The following is a 17,475-nucleotide window of genomic DNA, read 5'->3' on the forward strand; positions in this document are numbered from 1 at the left end:
GAAAAATAGGAAAAAATGAAAAAAAAATTAATTTTAATTATCATCGATGGTTTAGGATTGCGTTCTGAGACACAAGGAAATGCGTTTGCACTTGCAAAAACACCTGTATTTGATAGTCTTTTTCAGAATTACCCAAACAGTTTAATTGCTGCATCAGGTGAAGAAGTTGGACTACCTAAAGGACAAATGGGAAATAGTGAAGTGGGCCATTTAAATATTGGGGCCGGATTTATTGTCCATACTGGTATTTCAATTATAAATAATGCCTTAAAAACAGGTGAGTTTTTTAAAAACGAAAGATTTATCAAAGCTTTTGAGCATAGTATCAAAAATGGATTTCCATTGCAAATTATGGGGCTTTTTTCGCCTGGAGGGGTGCACTCACATCAGGATCACCTTTTTGCTTTAATTGATTTTGCTGCTGATTTTGGTGTAAAAAAATTAAATATCCACCTTTTTGGGGATGGAAGGGATGTAGGCCCTAAATCAATTAAACCATGGATTGAGAAGTTAATTTTAAAACTACAAAAAACAGAAAATTATAAAATAGCTTCGATTTCCGGACGTTTTTATTCAATGGATCGCGATAAAATGTTTAATCGTGTTGAATTAGGTTATAATGCACTTTTAGGAAGAGCAGAAAATAATTTTACGGATTTAATTGATTATATAAATTCGCAATACGAAAAAGGAATTAGTGATGAATTTTTCGAACCAGCAATTAATCTAAAAGTGAATAAAAACGATTTTTTAAATGATAACCACCCTGTGATTTTTTTTAACTTTCGCCCAGACCGGGCAAGACAATTAGCCCATTTGATTTTAGGGACTGATCTATACAGGGAAAAACCAAAAAACCCTATAAAAATCAACGTTTTTGTATCAATGATGAAATACGAAGGAATAAATTGTCTTGTCGCTTTTGAAGAAATGAAAGTAAAAAATCCGCTTGGAAAAGTAATTGATGAAGCTCAATTTAGACAATTACGACTTGCTGAAACACAAAAATATGCTCATGTTACTTTTTTTGTCGATGGTGGAGTTGAACTTGAACTAAAAAATTCTGATCGAATTTTAGTTGATTCTTTAAAAGTTCAATCATATGCGAATTTTCCACAAATGTCTGCTGTTGAAATCACTGATAAACTTATCGATGTTGGCCAAAATTACGATTTTATTATTATGAATTTTGCAAATCCTGATATGGTGGGACATACAGGAAATTTAAAATCAACAATTAAAGCTGTAGAAATTCTTGATGCACAAATCGGACGAATTTCTCAATGAGCAAAAGTGAGCAATTTTAACTTTTTCATAACTGCAGACCATGGAAATGCCGAACTAACAGAGGACGAAAACAAAAACCCCTCCACAAAACACACAACTTTTCCCGTAATGTTAATTTCAAGTGATAAAAGTATTAAATTAAAAAACGGAAAACTTGCAAATATCGCGCCAACTATTTTAGATTATTTAGGACTTGCAAAACATCCTGATATGGATCATGACTCACTAATAATTAAAAGCAAATAGTTCTCACATTTTAAAAAGTATCGTAATTTATAGTACTTTTTAAAATAAGACTCGGTAAAACAAAACGCCGGAAAAGAGGGGAAAGATACGGAAAATTTACTTAAAAAATTTACAAAGCGTTCCTTTTTGCAGCGCTTTCAGCGCTTGCAATAATTTTCTCTAGTAATGAGATTCTTCAAAATGAGGAAACTGTTATTAAACAAAAACAGCAGAAAATTGAAATAAAAAGTCGTAAAATTCATATAAAATCAACCAAATTACCTCAGTTTCTAATCAAGATGCTAATAAAATTCCAAAATCTGTTCTAGAAATCCCACTCAAGAAAATGGTTTTACCCCTGTAATTCCTGCTTTTTTTAATTTTAAAATTTAATTTTCTTGTTTTTCTTGTAATTATAGCTAAAAAATGCGGTTATTTTGAGCATAAAATATAGGAAAAGCCAATTTTTGGGACAAAATTATGCTAAAAAAAGTTTTTGTTGTTAAAATAGTTGCAAAAACTTTTTTTTTTTTTTTTTTTACATTTTCTATAATATTTATGCTATAATATTGTTCACAAGAGTAACAATAGCAAAAGGGATCACCTGATACCATTCCGAACTCAGTAGTTAAGCCTTTTTACGCCGAAAATACTAGAAATAGGAAAATAGGAAGTTACTCTTTTTTTAGTTTTCTTGAAAATGTGTAAAAAAATATACATTTTAGCAAATAGTTCTCACATTTTAAAAAGTATCGTAATTTATAGTACTTTTTAAAATAAGACTCGGTAAAACAAAACGCCGGAAAAGAGGGGAAAGATATGGAAAATTTACTTAAAAAATTTACAAAGCGTTCCTTTTTGCAGCGCTTTCGGCGCTTGCAATAATTTTCTCTAGTAATGAGATTCTTCAAAATGAGGAGACTGTTATTAAATAAAAACAGCAGAAAATTGAAATAAAAAGTCGTAAAATTCATATAAAATCAGCCAAATTACCTCAGTTTCTAATCAAGATGCTAATAAAATTCCAAAATCTGTTCTAGAAATCCCACTCAAGAAAATGGTTTTGCCCCTGTAATTCCTGCTTTTTTTAATTTTAAAATTTAATTTTCTTGTTTTTCTTGTAATTATAGCTAAAAAATGCGGTTATTTTGAGCGTGAAAAATACGAAAACCGCTTTTGATTTTTTTCATTTATACTATAATTAACAAATAAAAAAATGTTGACTTATAGCCAAAAAGTTAAAGTTGAAATTCTTTCAAACCGGTTATCGCGCCAAAAATTTCTTTCATTATTAAAAGGGTTAATTTTTAGCGCCACAAAATCTGATGATTCCGATTATTTTATTATTAGAATAAATAAAAAAGACATCAAAAATAAATTATGCGAAATTTTAATTTTTTTTAAAATTGAATTTTTCCACACAAAAACAAATAAAAATTGAATTTGTATTGAAAAAAAACAAATAAAAATTGAAAAAACTCCACAAAATATACAATATTTTTTTGCTGGGCTTTTCATTGGAGGAGGTTCAATTTCTCCGCTAGAATCAAAAAGCTATCATTTAGAAATTTCATTTTTAGACAAAGAAAAATGCAAAAAGGTAGTTTCTATCTTGGAAAAAAATAAATTAGAGTTCACTTTTCGACAGATTTTTTATCAAAATCATTTCAAGTTATATTTAAAAAAGGTAAACGAAATAATTTACTTTTTAATGGCGATTGGGGCACTTGAACAAGCATCTAAATTAGAAATTTTAAGAATTAGACGTGACCATTATCTAAATGCTAATCGAATAACAAACTTTGATATTAAAAATGCTAAAAAAATAAGTGATTCTTCAGCAAATTTTACTAAAAAATGAAATTTAATTCAAAAAAATAAATTAATTAAGCTTTTTAACAAAAAACAGATAACTTTTTTTTATCTAAAAGAAAAAAACCCTGAATTAAGCTTACAAGAAATTTCCGAAATATTAAAAAAAGAGTATAATATAGACATAACAAAATCAGGTTTAAATTACTGACTTTCTAAAATTAATAAAATACTTAAAAAAAAAGGAGAAAAAAATGAATAATAAAGTTGTTTATAACGAGCGCGATTTTAAAGCTTATAGCCGTTCGACAATTTATATACAAAAACAAACAAATCGTTTGTTAGCTTTTTCCTTACTATGATTAGGGGTTGCGATTTTATTTATAAGTTTATTTACCTTTTCAATTCTATCAATTGAATCGCTTTACTCAGTTTACTCAAACCTTACTTATTCAATGACTTCTAACGCAATGAGAGTTATTTTTACAATAATTTTGCTTGTCGGGATAAATTTTGGGGTATCATACTATATTGGCAAATACGCGCTGGCGGAAAAACCAACAACATTTTTTTTAGTTTTTCTTTTTTTAATTTTTGTACTTGCAAATTCTTTTTTATTGCCAATGTTTTTTGCTTCCCAAATACTTCTAGGCAAATCCAGTTACATAATGATTGCAATCGCTGGCGCTGGCGGACTGATGACCCTAATTGGGATTCTGGGTTATTTCCAAGTTATTAACTTTGGGAAAATTCTACCTTTGATTATTATTGGTTTTTTAATTGAAATAGTCCTTGCAATTGCTTCATATTTTATTTTTTCATCTTTTTTAAATACCTTATACTCACTCGTTGGAATTAGTGTTACACTAGGAACAATTGGATATCAGTTTTGGCTTATTCGTAATCAATCATGTCAAATTCTTGCTTTTTATACAGATGAAAATGAAATTAAACGCATTTTTTTAAGAGTAGCAATTTGAAATGCTCTTAGTTTGTATATTTCATTTATTCGATTATTTTTATTTATAATTAGACTTTTAAGTTCACGAACCTAAAAAAATTATTTTAAAATGATATTGTTTTAAAAGGTTTTTCAAATGGATAAAAAAATAATTCTAGTGGATATTGAAATAAGTAAGGGCTCAAATATTAAATACGAGCTTGATCATCGAACTAAAAAATTAGTAGTTGACCGAATTTTATATGGCGATTTTGTCTACCCTGCAAATTATGGAAGCATTCCCCAAACTTTAGACTGAGATGGAGATGCTCTTGATATTTTAGTTTATTCAAACCAAAAATTCCTACCAGGATCACAGTTAAATGCAAGACTTTTGGGTTCGCTTGAGATGATTGATGATGGCGAAATTGATACAAAACTAATTGGTGTTCATAATGATGACTATCGTTTTGAGCATATTAATTCACTTGATGATTTGCCCCGTGAATGACTTGATTCAATTCATTATTTTTTTAGCAATTATAAAAATTGAAAAAAACCCGGAATTACCAAAGTTTCAAAATTTATTAATTTAAAAGAAACATTAAAAGAATACCAGACTTGTCAAAAATTGTATTCAGAATATAAAAACCTTGAAAAATCTGAATTTTTAAAAATAATGCAAAAAAAATTTCCAGAAAAATATCAATAGGGAATTCTGCAAAAATGAGTATTTATTAAAAAAAGGCAAAATTGAAATTTTACTTATTTTTTGAATTTTTTTATAATTATTTTACTAAAAAACATTGTTTTTAAAAATTTTTTAAAAACATTAAGATTTTTGCAGAGTTTTAATTTTTTGTGCTAAAATACAACATGAAAATATTATTAAAACAAATTTAATTAATTAATTAATTTCAATTTAGAGATAGAGGTAGCTATGAATATGAAAAAGAAAATAAAACTAAATAAATTTCTCAGTTTAGGGCTTATTTTTCCCGTTCCAATCATTGGTATAGCCGCGGCTTGCGGAGAAAGTAACGACACTAAAACAGAAACCCAAAATGAAACTCAAGGAAAAAATTCTGAAGGTTCTGATACTCAGAAAACCACAACTGATACACAAACTAAAACAATTACTGACGTTTCAAAAATTTCTGGCTTAGTCACTTCACGTAAATCTGAAATTACCGCAGCAAAATCCGATGAAAACAAACATTTCCCAATGAATATGGCGGTTGTAACTGCTGATGGAACTGTTAATGATAATTCCTTTAACCAATCAAGTTGGGAAGCTGTCCAACAACTCGCAGCTCTTACTGGTGGAGAAATAACTCCTGTTGATAGTTCTACTTCTGAATTAGAAGGGCAATATAGTTCGCTTGTTAATACAAACAAAAATATTTGAGTTCTTTCAGGTTTTCAACACGGAGATGAACTTACAAAGTGATTACAAATTCCAGAAAACAAACAATCTTTCATTGATAAAAAAATTATTGTTATTGGAATCGACTGAAATGATAACAAAAAAGTAATTCCTGAGGGACATTATATTAATCTAACCTACAAAACTGAAGAAGCAGGTTGGCTAGCAGGTTATGCAAACGCTTCCTTTTTGGCGAAAAAATTTCCAAATGATGCAAATAAAAGATCAGCAATTACTATCGGTGGCGGGGTTTTTGCATCTGTAACTGATTTTATCGCTGGGTATTTAACGGGAATTAAAGCCTGAAATGAAAAAAATGCAGACAAAAAGACTAAAATAACAGATGATAAAGTTGCCCTAGATCTTGGTTTTAATGCACAAGAAACTACTACCAAGGAAAGACTAGAGCAAATTGCAACAAAAAACAATCCTACAACACTTTTAGCAGTAGCTGGGCCTTTAACAGAAATTTTTTCCGATGTAGTTGCAAACAAGGAAAATCGTTATTTAATTGGCGTTGACACTGACCAATCACTTGTTTATACAAAATCTAAAAATAAATTTTTCACATCAATTTTGAAAAATTTAGGTTATTCAGTCTTTAGTGTTTTAAGTGATTTATATACTAAAAAATCAGATTCAAAAAATTTAGCTGGATTTGAATTTAACAAGAAAAGTGCCACAGTTTATTTAGGGTTTAAAGATAATTTTGTAGATATTGCAGAAACTTCTTTAGAAGGTGAAGATAAAGATCTCGCAACTCAGGCAATTTCCGAGGCTAAAAAAGAATTCACAGAAAAAACACAATCAGCTTCAAATGACCAAATTCGCACAACCTTATCAATTCCAACTATGGATAACGATCAACAAAACAAACTCAACAAACTTGTTAGTGAAATTAATAAATAAATTTTAGTACTACCTTTATAAAAGCAAATTTTTCATATATTATTACAAAATCTGTAAACGAAAAATTTAAAATGAAAAATCTGGGATAATTTTATTCTAGATTTTTTCTTTTTTTGGTAATATTTTTTAATATAATGGTAAATCAAGATTATGCAATTGAATTTATAAAAGTTTCAAAAAAATTTGGTAATTTTTATGCTAACCATAAAGTTGATTTTAAAGTCAAAAAAAACACAATTCACGCTTTAATTGGCGAAAATGGCGCAGGTAAATCAACGCTTATGTCAACCCTTTTTGGAATTTATACCCCCGATGAAGGACAAATTAAAGTTAATGGAAAGCCTTCTTTTATCGAGAACCCCAATCGTGCTGCTGATTTTGGAATTGGAATGGTTCACCAACACTTTAAATTAGTTGATGCTTATTCCAATTTTGAAAATATCATTTTAGGTCAAGAATTTAGCCACTATGGGATTCTAAACAGAGAAAGCGCAAAACAGAAAATCAAAATTTTACAAGAGAAATACAATATTCACTTTAATCTAGACCAAAAAACAGGAGATGCATCCGTTGTTGTTAAGCAAAAAATTGAAATTATTAAAATTTTATACCGTAATTCAGATATTTTAATCTTTGATGAACCAACAGCAATTTTATCACCACAAGAAATTGATGCTTTTTTAGAAATTTTGAAATTTTTTGTCAAAAATGGCAAAACTATCATTTTTATCTCACATAAATTATTAGAAGTTAAACAAGTTGCAAATTCTGCCACTGTTTTAAGACACGGAAAAATTATTGCTGATTTTGAAAATCTTGAAAACGTAACCATCGCTGAAATGACAGAAGCAATGGTGGGAAAAACTGTTATAGAATCCAAAAACATATCAGAAAACCAATTTTCACAATTGGGTCTTAAAGTTGAAAATCTGTTTGCAAAAACAGATAAAGAAATAATTGGTTTAAATTTGGAGATTTATAAAGGCGAAATTTTAGCAATTGCTGGAATTGAAGGAAATGGACAATTAGAACTTGAACTTGCAATTTCCGGTCTAATTAATTCAAAGGGGAAAATTTTTGTCTATGATAAAGAAAATAAACCTATTAATATCGTAAATTTAGGGGTTTTTTCTCGTTTTGGTCTAATCTCGTATGTTCCAAGCGATAGACACAAATATGCCCTTGTTCTTGATTTGCCAAATTTAGATAATTCAATCATTCGAAACTTAAAAAGCAAAGATTTTGTTGCCAAAACCTTTATAAAATCACGAAAAGTTCAAGAATTATATGCTAAAATTGTTAAAAATTTTGATATTCGTGGCGATGATATTGGTCGCAGAAATTCGCGGCTTTTATCCGGGGGGAACCAACAAAAATTCGTGCTTGGTCGTGAAATTCTAACTCCCCATGAAGTACTTTTGATTGTTCAACCCACTCGCGGACTTGATATTGGCGCTATTAACCTGGTTCATCAAATAATTTTAGAACAAAAAAAGCAAAATAAAGCGATTTTGCTAATTTCATATGAACTTGATGAAGTTTTAGCGCTAGCAGACACAATTTGCGTACTTAACAAAGGAAAACTTTCAAAAAAATTCTTACGAAATGAAATTGATCGTTACAAAATTGGCGAATTAATGGGAGGATTAGAATATGATTAAAAATTTAATTAATCCGTTTCCATTTTTTTGAAAAAAAATTGATAAAATTAGTGCAAAAAGTTCGTCTGAAAAAATTTTTTCAACACTTTGAGCAATTTTTTTCGGAATTCTTATTTCATTCATTTTCATTCGTTCATTTGGTTATAATCCATTAAAAGTTTATAATACAATGTTTTTTAAGATTGCTTTTGCTAAAAACGAGATTCGAAATTTACTATTGGTAACATCAATTTTTGTTTTTGCCAGTATTGCAATCGCGATTTCTTTTAAAGCAGGTCTATTTAATATCGGCGTTCCTGGCCAGATGATGATTTCAGGGGTTATTGCCTTAATTATTTATTTAAATTTAACTTCAATAAATATTTATATTCGTTTATTTCTAGGCTTTTTTTTGGGAATTTTGACCAGTGGAGTTCTTGGTTTTTTAGTTGGAATTTTAAAATCTTTTTTGCGGATTAACGAGGTTATTTCAACAATTTTAATAAACTGAATAGTCTATTATATAACTAAATTTTTACTTACATCCACCAGTTTTGAAATTGGCTTTAAGTCAAATTCGCCACTTACAAGCCAAAGTATTAGCGATGCAGCCTTTCTATCAGTTTTTCCAACAAGAAGTTTTTCGATAATAATACTATTTTTAGGGTTGTTGTTTGCTTTTTTAATATGAATTGTAATGCAAAAAACAACAGTTGGCCTCCGAATAAAAATTGTTGGCCAAAATAAAAACGCCGCAACTTATGCCGGAATTAACAACAAAACTATGACAATTTCAACAATGACGCTTTCCGGGATAATTAGTGGAATCGCTGGCTTTATTTGATATATTTTTTATAAGCGCTCGTTTACATTAGCAAATGGCATGCCGCGTGAAGGGTTTGATGCAATTTTAGTCGCACTTTTAGCTTTTAACTCTCCTCTTGGCATCATCCCAACCTCATTTTTTTATTCTACATTAACAATTGGCGCTAGCAGACTTCAGAATCATTCAATTTTATTAAACCAAGAAACAATGCAAATTGTAATCGGAATTATTATTTATTTATCGGCAATTTCGGTTATTTTTATTAACTTTAAACCGATAAGGTGAACTTTAAACTTTTGATTTTTGCTACGCTCAAAGCGATTTTTTGATACAAAAACACAAAAATTGGCGTTTTTGAAATTGGAAAAATCTAATTTTAGTAATTTAAATTTAATTGGCATAAAAAAGATTAAAAAGGAAAAAATTGAGACTCTTAACTATGAAATTACTAATTTAGAAAAGAAAAAAAATGAATATTTAGCTGTGTTTTTAAATGAAAAAATTAATGTTTTTAAATTGTATCTTAACATTCAAAAAATTAATATTAAATTATATTTTTTGAAAAAACAGTCATTGAAAATAAAAAATGCTGATAATGTTTTATTGTGAAAAAAAATTAAGTTGAATATTAAAAATAATTTTGGCATCGACTCAAATTTTAAAAATAAAAATTTACACGAAAAATTGGCATTTTTTGAATCTATAGCTCAAAAGAAAAGACTAGCAAACCAAGAACTAAATTCGTCAGGTTATTATGATCTTAGAAATAATTTTAATGCATTTAAACAACAATTTATCGAACAACATTTACAATTTCGAGCTTTAAAAGTTAAAATCATTAATGATTTTAGAACAAAAAAAAATTTAAAATCTGACAAAATTAAGGAGAAAAAATAATGACGCTTGATACAATTATTCCAATTCTGACACTTTTTTTTCTTTTTTTTTCAATAATAACAACAGGTTCAATTGCCGGATTATATAGCGAAAAAACGGGAATTGTCAACATTGCAATTAACGGAATCATGATCATCGGCGCAACAATTTATGGATTTTTTTCAATTCTAATTGGTATTTCCAATATGGCCATTCAGTTATTGCTAATCCCACTTGCAGCACTTTTTTCAGGGCTTTTTGCTCTTTTACATGGGTTTATCACCATAAAATTGAAAGGGAATCATATAATTTCTGGGGTAGCTCTCAATATTCTTGCCCCTGCAATTTCCTTTGTTTTGCTAAAAATTTATGGAAATAATAACCGTTTTGAATCAATTGCTAACGAACTAGCTTTTGGACAAAACAAGGAATTTCTAAACATTTTTTCACTTAAATTATTTATCGTAACTAGCTTAATTATTATAACCTGATTTATTTTTGCAAAAACAAAACTAGGACTAAGAATTTCTGCAATTGGCGAAAATCCGCATGCAGCAGCTGCGGCCGGAATTAATGTTAATAGACTAAAATGATTTGGTGTTTTTCTTTCAGGAATAATCGGCGGAATCGCGGGTAGTTTTTATTTTCAGTACGCCGGTTCGACTTTTAGAGGAAATGTTCAAGGCCTTGGATTTTTGTCATTGACGATTTTAATTATGGGCCGCTGAAAAGTTGTCTTTATTGTAATTTCAGGGCTAATTTTCCCGTTTTTGTACACATTATCAATTAATTTAGCAGGAAATTTTGGAAACTTTTTACCAATTGTTGAAGCTTCCCCATATCTTTTTACAATTATTCTGCTTATGTTAAGTTCAAAAAAAGATTTAGCCCCGAAAGCACTCGGAATTCCCTATGATAAATCGTTAAAATAAATCATCCTTATTTTATATTTTATAATATAAAAAATAACCATTTTAATTTAGACACACAAAGGTTTTAATATGTATAAAAAATTTTTTGATGGCGTAATTGAAGTAATTACAGGTCCAATGTTTTCCGGTAAATCTGATGAATTAATTAAAAGGATAAAAATTCTAACATATGCTGATATTAAAACGTTAGTAATAAAACCTAAAATCGATAATCGTTTTTCTGAATGTGAAATTGTTTCGCGTTCCGGACTTAGAATTCCCACTTTTAGCGCGAGAACAACGCAAGAAATTAAATACTTATTTGCCCAAAACAACTACCAAGCAATTGCTATTGACGAAATTCAATTCTTTGATGATGAAATAGTTTCTTTTCTTGATGAAATTGCAAACAAAGGAATTAGAGTAATTGTTAGCGGTCTTGATCAGGATTTTCGTCGAAAACCTTTTGGTAGCTTACCAAATTTAATGGCAATTGCCGAAAATGTTACAAAATTACAGGCAGTTTGTTCCCTATGCAAACGCGCGGCCACAACTTCGGCACGCCGTAGTAAAATTGGCAGTCAAACTTTGATAGGTGATCAAACCGAATACGAAGCTCGTTGTCGCGCGTGCCATAATTTATAATTTTTTTTTTTTTTTTTAAGAACTATTCCTTATTTTGTGCTATAATTACTATTTGTATGCAAGTGTAGTTTAATGGTAGAACTTCAGCCTTCCAAGCTGACTGTGAGGGTTCGATTCCCTTCACTTGCTCCATATCTTTTGTGACCATTTTCTTTCCTTCAAAAACCTATTTTCAACGTTTTTTGAAGTAATTAATTTTTATTTTTACAAAAATAATATAAAATTATACAAGTATTTTAAAATCTAAAAAAGGGGAATAATGGTAACATTTTCTGGAACAGTAATTGACAAATTGGGTTTTCACGCTCGACCAGCTTCAAAAGTTGCTAAATTAGCAACCGAATTTAAATCGGAAGTTAAAATTTTTAACGGCGAAAAATCTGGAAATGCAAAGTCAATTATGAATATAATGGCATTAGGTATTAAATCTGGAGCCGAATTTCGTTTTGAAATTACTGGTGAAGATGAAAACGAAGCGGCAAAAGCAATTAAAGATTTAATAATTGCAGAAAAATTAATTCTTGAATAGTTAAAAATAGAAATTTTTATCAATTTTTTTCAAAAACCCCGTCAATTGCGGGGTTTTTATATTTCAGCATTATGATTATAAAAATGGTTTAAAAATTATACTTTTTTATAATTTTTAAGATAAATAGCAAAAAAAGCTTTTATTTGTTGTAAAATTTAGTTATTCAATCTAATTTTTCGTGTTGAATTAATCATTTTTTATATTAAACTATAAATAAAGGAAAAAATGACATTTTCACTCAAATCTGTATTTAGCGGAAGCACCAAGAAAAGTACCAATAATTCTGGCGCTGGTAAAATGCGCAGGATTTTGTCAAAAATATCTGGAGCTTTTATGCTCCCAATTTCGGTAATGTCAATTGCCGGATTGCTTTTAGGAGTTGGAGCGGCAATTGCAAGTAATGCGCCTGAGGATTATTTACATCTAAAACGATTTGGATTATTTTTCCAATTATTAGGCGAACCTGTTTTTGCTGCCTTGCCGCTTTTATTTGCCACAGCCTTCGTTATCGCCTTCACAGACGAAGCGGGTGTAGCTGTTTTTTCTACGATCATCGGTTTTCTTGTTTTTGTTGCAATTCAGTCAGTTTTTATTTCTGATGTAACAAAAGAGATTATTAATGAAACTACCAACAAAAAGGAAATAAAAAAAATTGGCGTTGAAATTTTATTTCAAGGCGCAGGAAGAGACCCGGCTGGACTTAGCCAACTTGTTGGCTCATCTTTAGGTTTTAAATCCCTGCAAACTTCTGTATTTGGCGGGCTAGCTGTCGGCCTTACCGTTCAATATTTATATAATCGTTTCCACACAATTCAATTACCACAAATGCTTTCATTTTTTGGTGGTAAAAGATTTGTTTCCCTTATTACAATTCCGACAATGGCCTTATTAGCCTTTGTTTTCTTAATCTTTTGACCTTGAGTCGGAGTTGCATTAAACCTTTTTGGAACCTCTTTAGCGAAAGTTCCTTACGGGCTTGAGTCATTTATTTTCGGATATATAGAAAGATCTTTAATTCCTTTTGGACTTCACCATGTTTTTTATGCCCCACTTTGATATTCTCCAGCTGGTGGTGATGCTGGTGCAACAATTACTAACTGAGCACTAAATGAAGGAATTGAAGTTGTTGCTCATGATGGAAATGCTTTTGAGATTGTTTCAAAAGGAACAACAGTAGCTGGTGATTCACTTCAGAAAATTTTAAAAGCAATTGCGGAAAATAAAGACAAATTTGTTGGTGATTCAACAGGTTCAACCCACCTTTTAAAATTCGCCAACACAATCGATTATACAAAAGATGGCAAAGAATTTTCGATACCGCTTTTTTCCTTTTTAGCAAATAATGGTTTTAAAGTCGGAAGATTTACCGATGGAAAATTCTCTGGAATGATGTTTGGGCTTCCAGCAGCCGCTGCTGCAATGATTATGGCAGCGCCAAAAGAAAATCGTAAAGTTGCAACCGGAACTGTTGTTCCAGCAGCTGCAACTTCAGTTGTAACTGGAGTAACTGAACCAATCGAATTTACTTTCTTATTTTTAGCGCCAATGCTTTTCTGGGGATTTCACGCTTTTATGATGGCAACTTCGTTTATGATTGCCAACTTGGCCGGAGTTCATATTCCGATGGTTTTCTCAGGTGGAGCGCTTGATTTATTAATGTATGGAATAATCCCAGTTCAAAAAGGTACTAATTTCTGGTGAACTTTTCTAGTTGGGCTTGCTTATGCACCAATTTATTATTTTGTTTTCCTATTTTTCATCAAATGGAAAAATCTTGAAACACCAGGAAGAGGAGAAAATATAAAATTATTTACCAAAGCCGATTATATTGCTCGAAATGAACAAACAAAAGGAAAAAATATTGACCCACAAGCGCTTGCAATAATTCAAGGTTATGGGGGAATTGATAATATTACAATTTTCAATAACTGTGCTTCTAGGCTCCGTTATGATGTTAAAGATTTAGCGCTGGTCGATGAAAAGAAACTAAAAGCCGCTGGTGCTGTAGCAATTAAAATCGAAGGACAACATCATGTTCAAGCGATTATGGGACCTGTTGCTGAACAATTAAATGCGAAAATTAACTCACAACGTGAATTAATTAAATCACTTTCGCAATCAGAAATTAGTAATATTTTAGAACGCAGCCCTAAAAAAGTTGGCTCTGATAGCAAAAATCAGCTTAAAACTGACTGTAAATGTGGAGAAGAAATTTGTAGATGTAATATTCCACAAAACATTTTCGCACCCGCTACCGGAGAATTAATCGAACTTAGCGCCGTAAAAGATGGCGTATTTTCTGAGAAAAAATTAGGGAAGGGTTTTGCTATTCGTGTTGGAAAAACCGGAAAAATTGACATTTTTGCGCCAATTTCAGGGTATGTAAGTATGGCTTTTGAAACAAAACACGCCTTTGGATTCACCTCTCATGATGAAAGTACGCAAATTTTAATACATATGGGAATTGACACTGTTGATCTTGAAGGTCAAGGTTTTGAAGCCTTTATTAAAACGGGTCAAAAAATTCGCGCTGGCGACAAAGTTGCAAATGTTGATCTTGATTACCTCAGTAATTCTGGAATCACAAATACCGACATTATCGTTGTTCTGCTCCATGAATCAAGTCAAAAAGATTTCAAATTTGTAATCAAACCACAAAAAATTAATTCCCTACCTGTTTTAGTAGGAAAAAGTCACAAACCTTAAATTAAAAAGGTTGTTTAAACCCAAATAATCTAAGGTTTAACACTGTTAGTTCTAAATTCTAACGGTGTTTTTTTATCCATTTTTATTTTCGATATTTGCGTTTAATTATACAGCATTTTTTTTCATTAAAGTAAACAATAACCAAAAATTACAATAAAAAAACATCATGCTTTTTAGAAAACTATTAAAAAATGATCTAAACAATTTCACTTTTTTAAAAAAGGCTTATTAAAACTAGTAAAATGCGTAATTATACTTTAAATTACGGTTTTTTTTTACTTACTTTCAGTCACCAAAAACATCAACTTTGTGCGCGTCATCAAATCCATTTGGGAACAAGTAAGTTTTTATGCTTTTACCAGTGTAAAGTTGTTGCATTGCTTGGAAATAAGATTTTCTCTGATGCTTTGAGCCATAAATTAAATCGTATTTTGGCAAATTATAACTGCCATAATACCCATTATATTCATGACCATAAGATCGTAAATTTAGAGTAAGCGCAGTTGACGCTGTTCTATCGTTTGCAAAAACAAGTGAATAAAGCTTGTTGTTTTTATAAACTCCGGTTCCTGACATTCCTCCACCTGCTGTAAAATTATCAAGCAGCGTTCCTAAACCCCAAAATAAATATGGGGTTTCTTTGAAAGTATTAGTTGATTTGTCAAACTTTGTTACCTTAATAAAACCATTACTTACATAGGCATTTGAGATAAAAAGGTCTGTCAAACCCGGCTTATTTACAAAAGAGCGATATGATCTTGTCCAGGAAAGATCCCCTCCATCTTTCAGTTTTGGATTAGTTAAATCACTATTAAAATAAAGGTCATGATCCTTATTTACATAAGGACTCACACTAAATTTCCTTGTTTGTCAAGCTTGCTTATTTTTATATTCGTTTAAAGTGGAATTAAGTTCGCCTTCAGAAACCGGGAAACCAAGACCGTAAAACTGATTTGCCGGAAGTTGTTCATATTGATTTTTTTCTAAAAGATTTGCTTCTGAAGTAATTGTACTTGTTTTATCGTTAGTTTTTGTGTCTTTATGGTCATTATACCAATCCTGTGTAATTACTTTTGCTTGTTGTTCATTATCAAAAGTAAGTTCCATAATCGCAAAATCAAGTAATTCTTCCATATTTTTGTATTTTTCTTGGTCTGTATAATCACCAGGTTTTTTCTCAAATACATTAGTACCAAAAACGATTGTTTTAGCATTTAGTTCCGCATCCTTTGGCAGTTCTTGATTATTGTTTAACTTATCATCTTGGGTTGCAAAATTAGCACTAACATCTAACTGTTTCCCGCCATTATGGATATTTGTTGTTTTTGTTCTTATTGAAATATTTACCGTATCATAATAATTATCTTTGCGCGTTTCGCCAGTTGTTGTCATAATATTATTAAGTCCCACACTGCTTTTAATTTTTGTTAAACTAAGACTTCAAGTATTATATTGTCTGTTATAAGAATTATAGGCATCTTCATCACGCCCATAAATTTTGCCAGCATGATAATCATTAGCGAGTAAAAGTCGATTTAAAACGTGCGCATTTGTGATAAAATATCAAGTAAGCGGGTAGGTTCCATTATCCTCTTTTTTATAATCAAGAATATTTAAAGTTCCGTGTCATCCTTTGCTAAAATGCACAATTTCTTTAGGATCTAAATACTCAGGAATGCCTTCTTGGCCATCAGGACGAAATTTTAAAAAAGAACCGTTGCGAATATGAATAGCAATCGCATTTTTTGTTAGTTTTTTATACTCTTCGTTTGGCAGCATTCGTGGAAGACCAACTCTTCCCGGTCCGCCTCTTAAAATTTGCCCAGTTTCTTTATCAACATGAATTGCTGGGGAAGTATCACCTTTTTGATGTTGGGGAATATCGATACCAGTGATTTTTCCGGAACTATCAAATTTTGGAACAACAAAAGTTCTATAAGCGGCATTATCATATAAAGGTTGCCCATTTTGTTTGGCTTGTTCATCAATTTTCGCTTTTAAATTTGCTGGTAATTTTTTTGTCTTCCCGCGCGGATATTCACTAAGGCCGTCTGGGTTTTCAAGACCAATGATTTTTGCCGGCCCACCGCCGAATTTCTCAATTAAATATCTTCATTCATGATCAGGGAAATCGTATTGATACTGATCTTCAACAATCCTTTTCCCATCTTTTACAATCGCTCAGTTTTGACCTTTAGGGATAATTTCCTTTAATTTTTCATAGTATTGATTAACTTTATCAGCAGGAATTTCTTGTCTTGGTGGTGTTTCTTTTTCTTGTTTTTTTTCGACTGGTTTTAAAACCTCGCGAAATGAACCAATAATTAATTTGGTAAGATTATCAACTTGGTAATTTGTTTTTTTCACTTGATAGTCTAAAGTTTTAAAAGCATTATCTCATTCTCGCTGTTTTTGCTCAAGGTCGGCACCTTTAAATAATTTAGCTAAATCAACTTTAAATTTATCAAAATTTTTTTTAAGTTCTTGATAACTTGCCGCCGAAGGAGAATTTTCAAAACTTTGATATGAAGAATCAATCCGGTTTTTAAGATCTTCTCTAATATTTTCAGTTTTAATTTGTTGACTCTGGTCGACGTTTTGTTGCCTTTGTTCGGTTGAATTTTCTTTTTTTATATGTGTTTTGCAAGATAAGGAAATAAGTAAAACGGAGGCAAAACTAAGCGCATAAATTAGTAAAAATGGATTTTTTTTCATAAAAAAGTATTTTTTTTTCATGTTTTAC

14 protein-coding genes, 1 tRNA gene and 1 rRNA gene are annotated in these 17,475 nt (G+C 30.4%); 13 read left to right on the top strand and 3 right to left on the bottom strand.

Annotation, left to right across the window (positions count from 1 at the left end; all coding sequences use genetic code 4):
- The first annotated feature begins 15 nt into the window (after positions 1–15).
- Positions 16–1,533 (top strand): 2,3-bisphosphoglycerate-independent phosphoglycerate mutase, encoded by a 1,518-nt coding sequence (gene gpmI, locus MYF_RS02700; RefSeq protein ID WP_002557726.1) that lies wholly within the window; start codon positions 16–18, stop codon positions 1,531–1,533.
- 195 nt (positions 1,534–1,728) lie between these two features.
- Here the strand turns inward: gpmI and MYF_RS03510 are convergent, their stop codons facing one another.
- Entirely contained in the window at positions 1,729–1,854 is a 126-nt protein-coding gene (locus tag MYF_RS03510; RefSeq protein ID WP_255454503.1) for a hypothetical protein, read from the bottom strand.
- A gap of 235 nt (positions 1,855–2,089) precedes the next feature.
- On the opposite strand from MYF_RS03510, the gene rrf reads away from it, so the two are divergent.
- Positions 2,090–2,195, top strand: a 5S ribosomal RNA gene (rrf, locus tag MYF_RS02705).
- Positions 2,196–2,439: 244 nt separating this feature from the next.
- Here rrf and MYF_RS03515 read toward each other — a convergent pair.
- Positions 2,440–2,565: a hypothetical protein gene (locus tag MYF_RS03515; RefSeq protein WP_269076341.1), complete on the bottom strand. Its 126-nt coding sequence runs from the start codon at positions 2,563–2,565 to the stop codon at positions 2,440–2,442.
- A 163-nt stretch (positions 2,566–2,728) separates the two neighbouring features.
- Between MYF_RS03515 and whiA the strand changes: the two genes are divergently transcribed.
- The 11 genes from whiA to MYF_RS02760 all read left to right on the top strand — a co-directional run bounded on the left by whiA (position 2,729) and on the right by MYF_RS02760 (position 14,732).
- A complete protein-coding gene (gene whiA / locus MYF_RS02710; protein ID WP_039387691.1) occupies positions 2,729–3,586 on the top strand; it encodes a DNA-binding protein WhiA in 858 nt (285 codons plus the stop codon).
- The gene (locus MYF_RS02715; RefSeq protein ID WP_039387693.1) at positions 3,579–4,379 is read left to right on the top strand and encodes an MAG0110 family membrane protein; all 801 of its coding nucleotides are present in this window, start codon (positions 3,579–3,581) and stop codon (positions 4,377–4,379) included. The genes whiA and MYF_RS02715 overlap by 8 nt, the downstream gene beginning before the upstream one ends.
- A 42-nt stretch (positions 4,380–4,421) precedes the next feature.
- Positions 4,422–4,976, top strand: coding sequence for an inorganic diphosphatase (locus tag MYF_RS02720; RefSeq protein WP_002557729.1), 555 nt, complete (start codon positions 4,422–4,424; stop codon positions 4,974–4,976).
- A 234-nt stretch (positions 4,977–5,210) separates the two neighbouring features.
- The gene (locus tag MYF_RS02725) at positions 5,211–6,599 is read left to right on the top strand and encodes a BMP family ABC transporter substrate-binding protein (RefSeq protein WP_039387695.1); all 1,389 of its coding nucleotides are present in this window, start codon (positions 5,211–5,213) and stop codon (positions 6,597–6,599) included.
- Between the two features lie 134 nt (positions 6,600–6,733).
- On the top strand, positions 6,734–8,260 hold the full coding sequence (locus MYF_RS02730) for an ABC transporter ATP-binding protein (protein ID WP_002557731.1): 1,527 nt from the start codon (positions 6,734–6,736) through the stop codon (positions 8,258–8,260).
- On the top strand, positions 8,253–9,962 hold the full coding sequence (locus MYF_RS02735) for an ABC transporter permease (RefSeq protein ID WP_039387697.1): 1,710 nt from the start codon (positions 8,253–8,255) through the stop codon (positions 9,960–9,962). Before MYF_RS02730 ends, MYF_RS02735 begins: the two co-directional genes overlap by 8 nt.
- Entirely contained in the window at positions 9,962–10,873 is a 912-nt protein-coding gene (locus MYF_RS02740; RefSeq protein ID WP_002557733.1) for an ABC transporter permease, read from the top strand. The genes MYF_RS02735 and MYF_RS02740 overlap by 1 nt, the downstream gene beginning before the upstream one ends.
- A gap of 69 nt (positions 10,874–10,942) precedes the next feature.
- A complete protein-coding gene (locus MYF_RS02745; RefSeq protein WP_002557734.1) occupies positions 10,943–11,497 on the top strand; it encodes a thymidine kinase in 555 nt (184 codons plus the stop codon).
- Between the two features lie 58 nt (positions 11,498–11,555).
- Positions 11,556–11,629 (top strand) — tRNA-Gly (locus tag MYF_RS02750).
- A 127-nt stretch (positions 11,630–11,756) separates the two neighbouring features.
- Positions 11,757–12,026: an HPr family phosphocarrier protein gene (locus tag MYF_RS02755; RefSeq protein WP_002557735.1), complete on the top strand. Its 270-nt coding sequence runs from the start codon at positions 11,757–11,759 to the stop codon at positions 12,024–12,026.
- Between the two features lie 225 nt (positions 12,027–12,251).
- Entirely contained in the window at positions 12,252–14,732 is a 2,481-nt protein-coding gene (locus MYF_RS02760) for a PTS transporter subunit IIABC (protein ID WP_002557736.1), read from the top strand.
- A gap of 279 nt (positions 14,733–15,011) precedes the next feature.
- On the opposite strand, the gene mip is transcribed toward MYF_RS02760, so the two are convergent.
- Positions 15,012–17,468 carry an Ig-specific serine endopeptidase MIP gene (gene mip / locus MYF_RS02765; RefSeq protein WP_002557737.1) on the bottom strand — a complete coding sequence of 819 codons (2,457 nt, stop codon included), beginning with the start codon at positions 17,466–17,468 and terminating at the stop codon, positions 15,012–15,014.
- Positions 17,469–17,475: the final 7 nt, after the last annotated feature.

It is taken from the genome of Mesomycoplasma flocculare ATCC 27399 (assembly GCF_000815065.1).
GTDB classification, from domain to species: domain Bacteria; phylum Bacillota_I; class Bacilli_A; order Mycoplasmatales; family Metamycoplasmataceae; genus Mesomycoplasma; species Mesomycoplasma flocculare.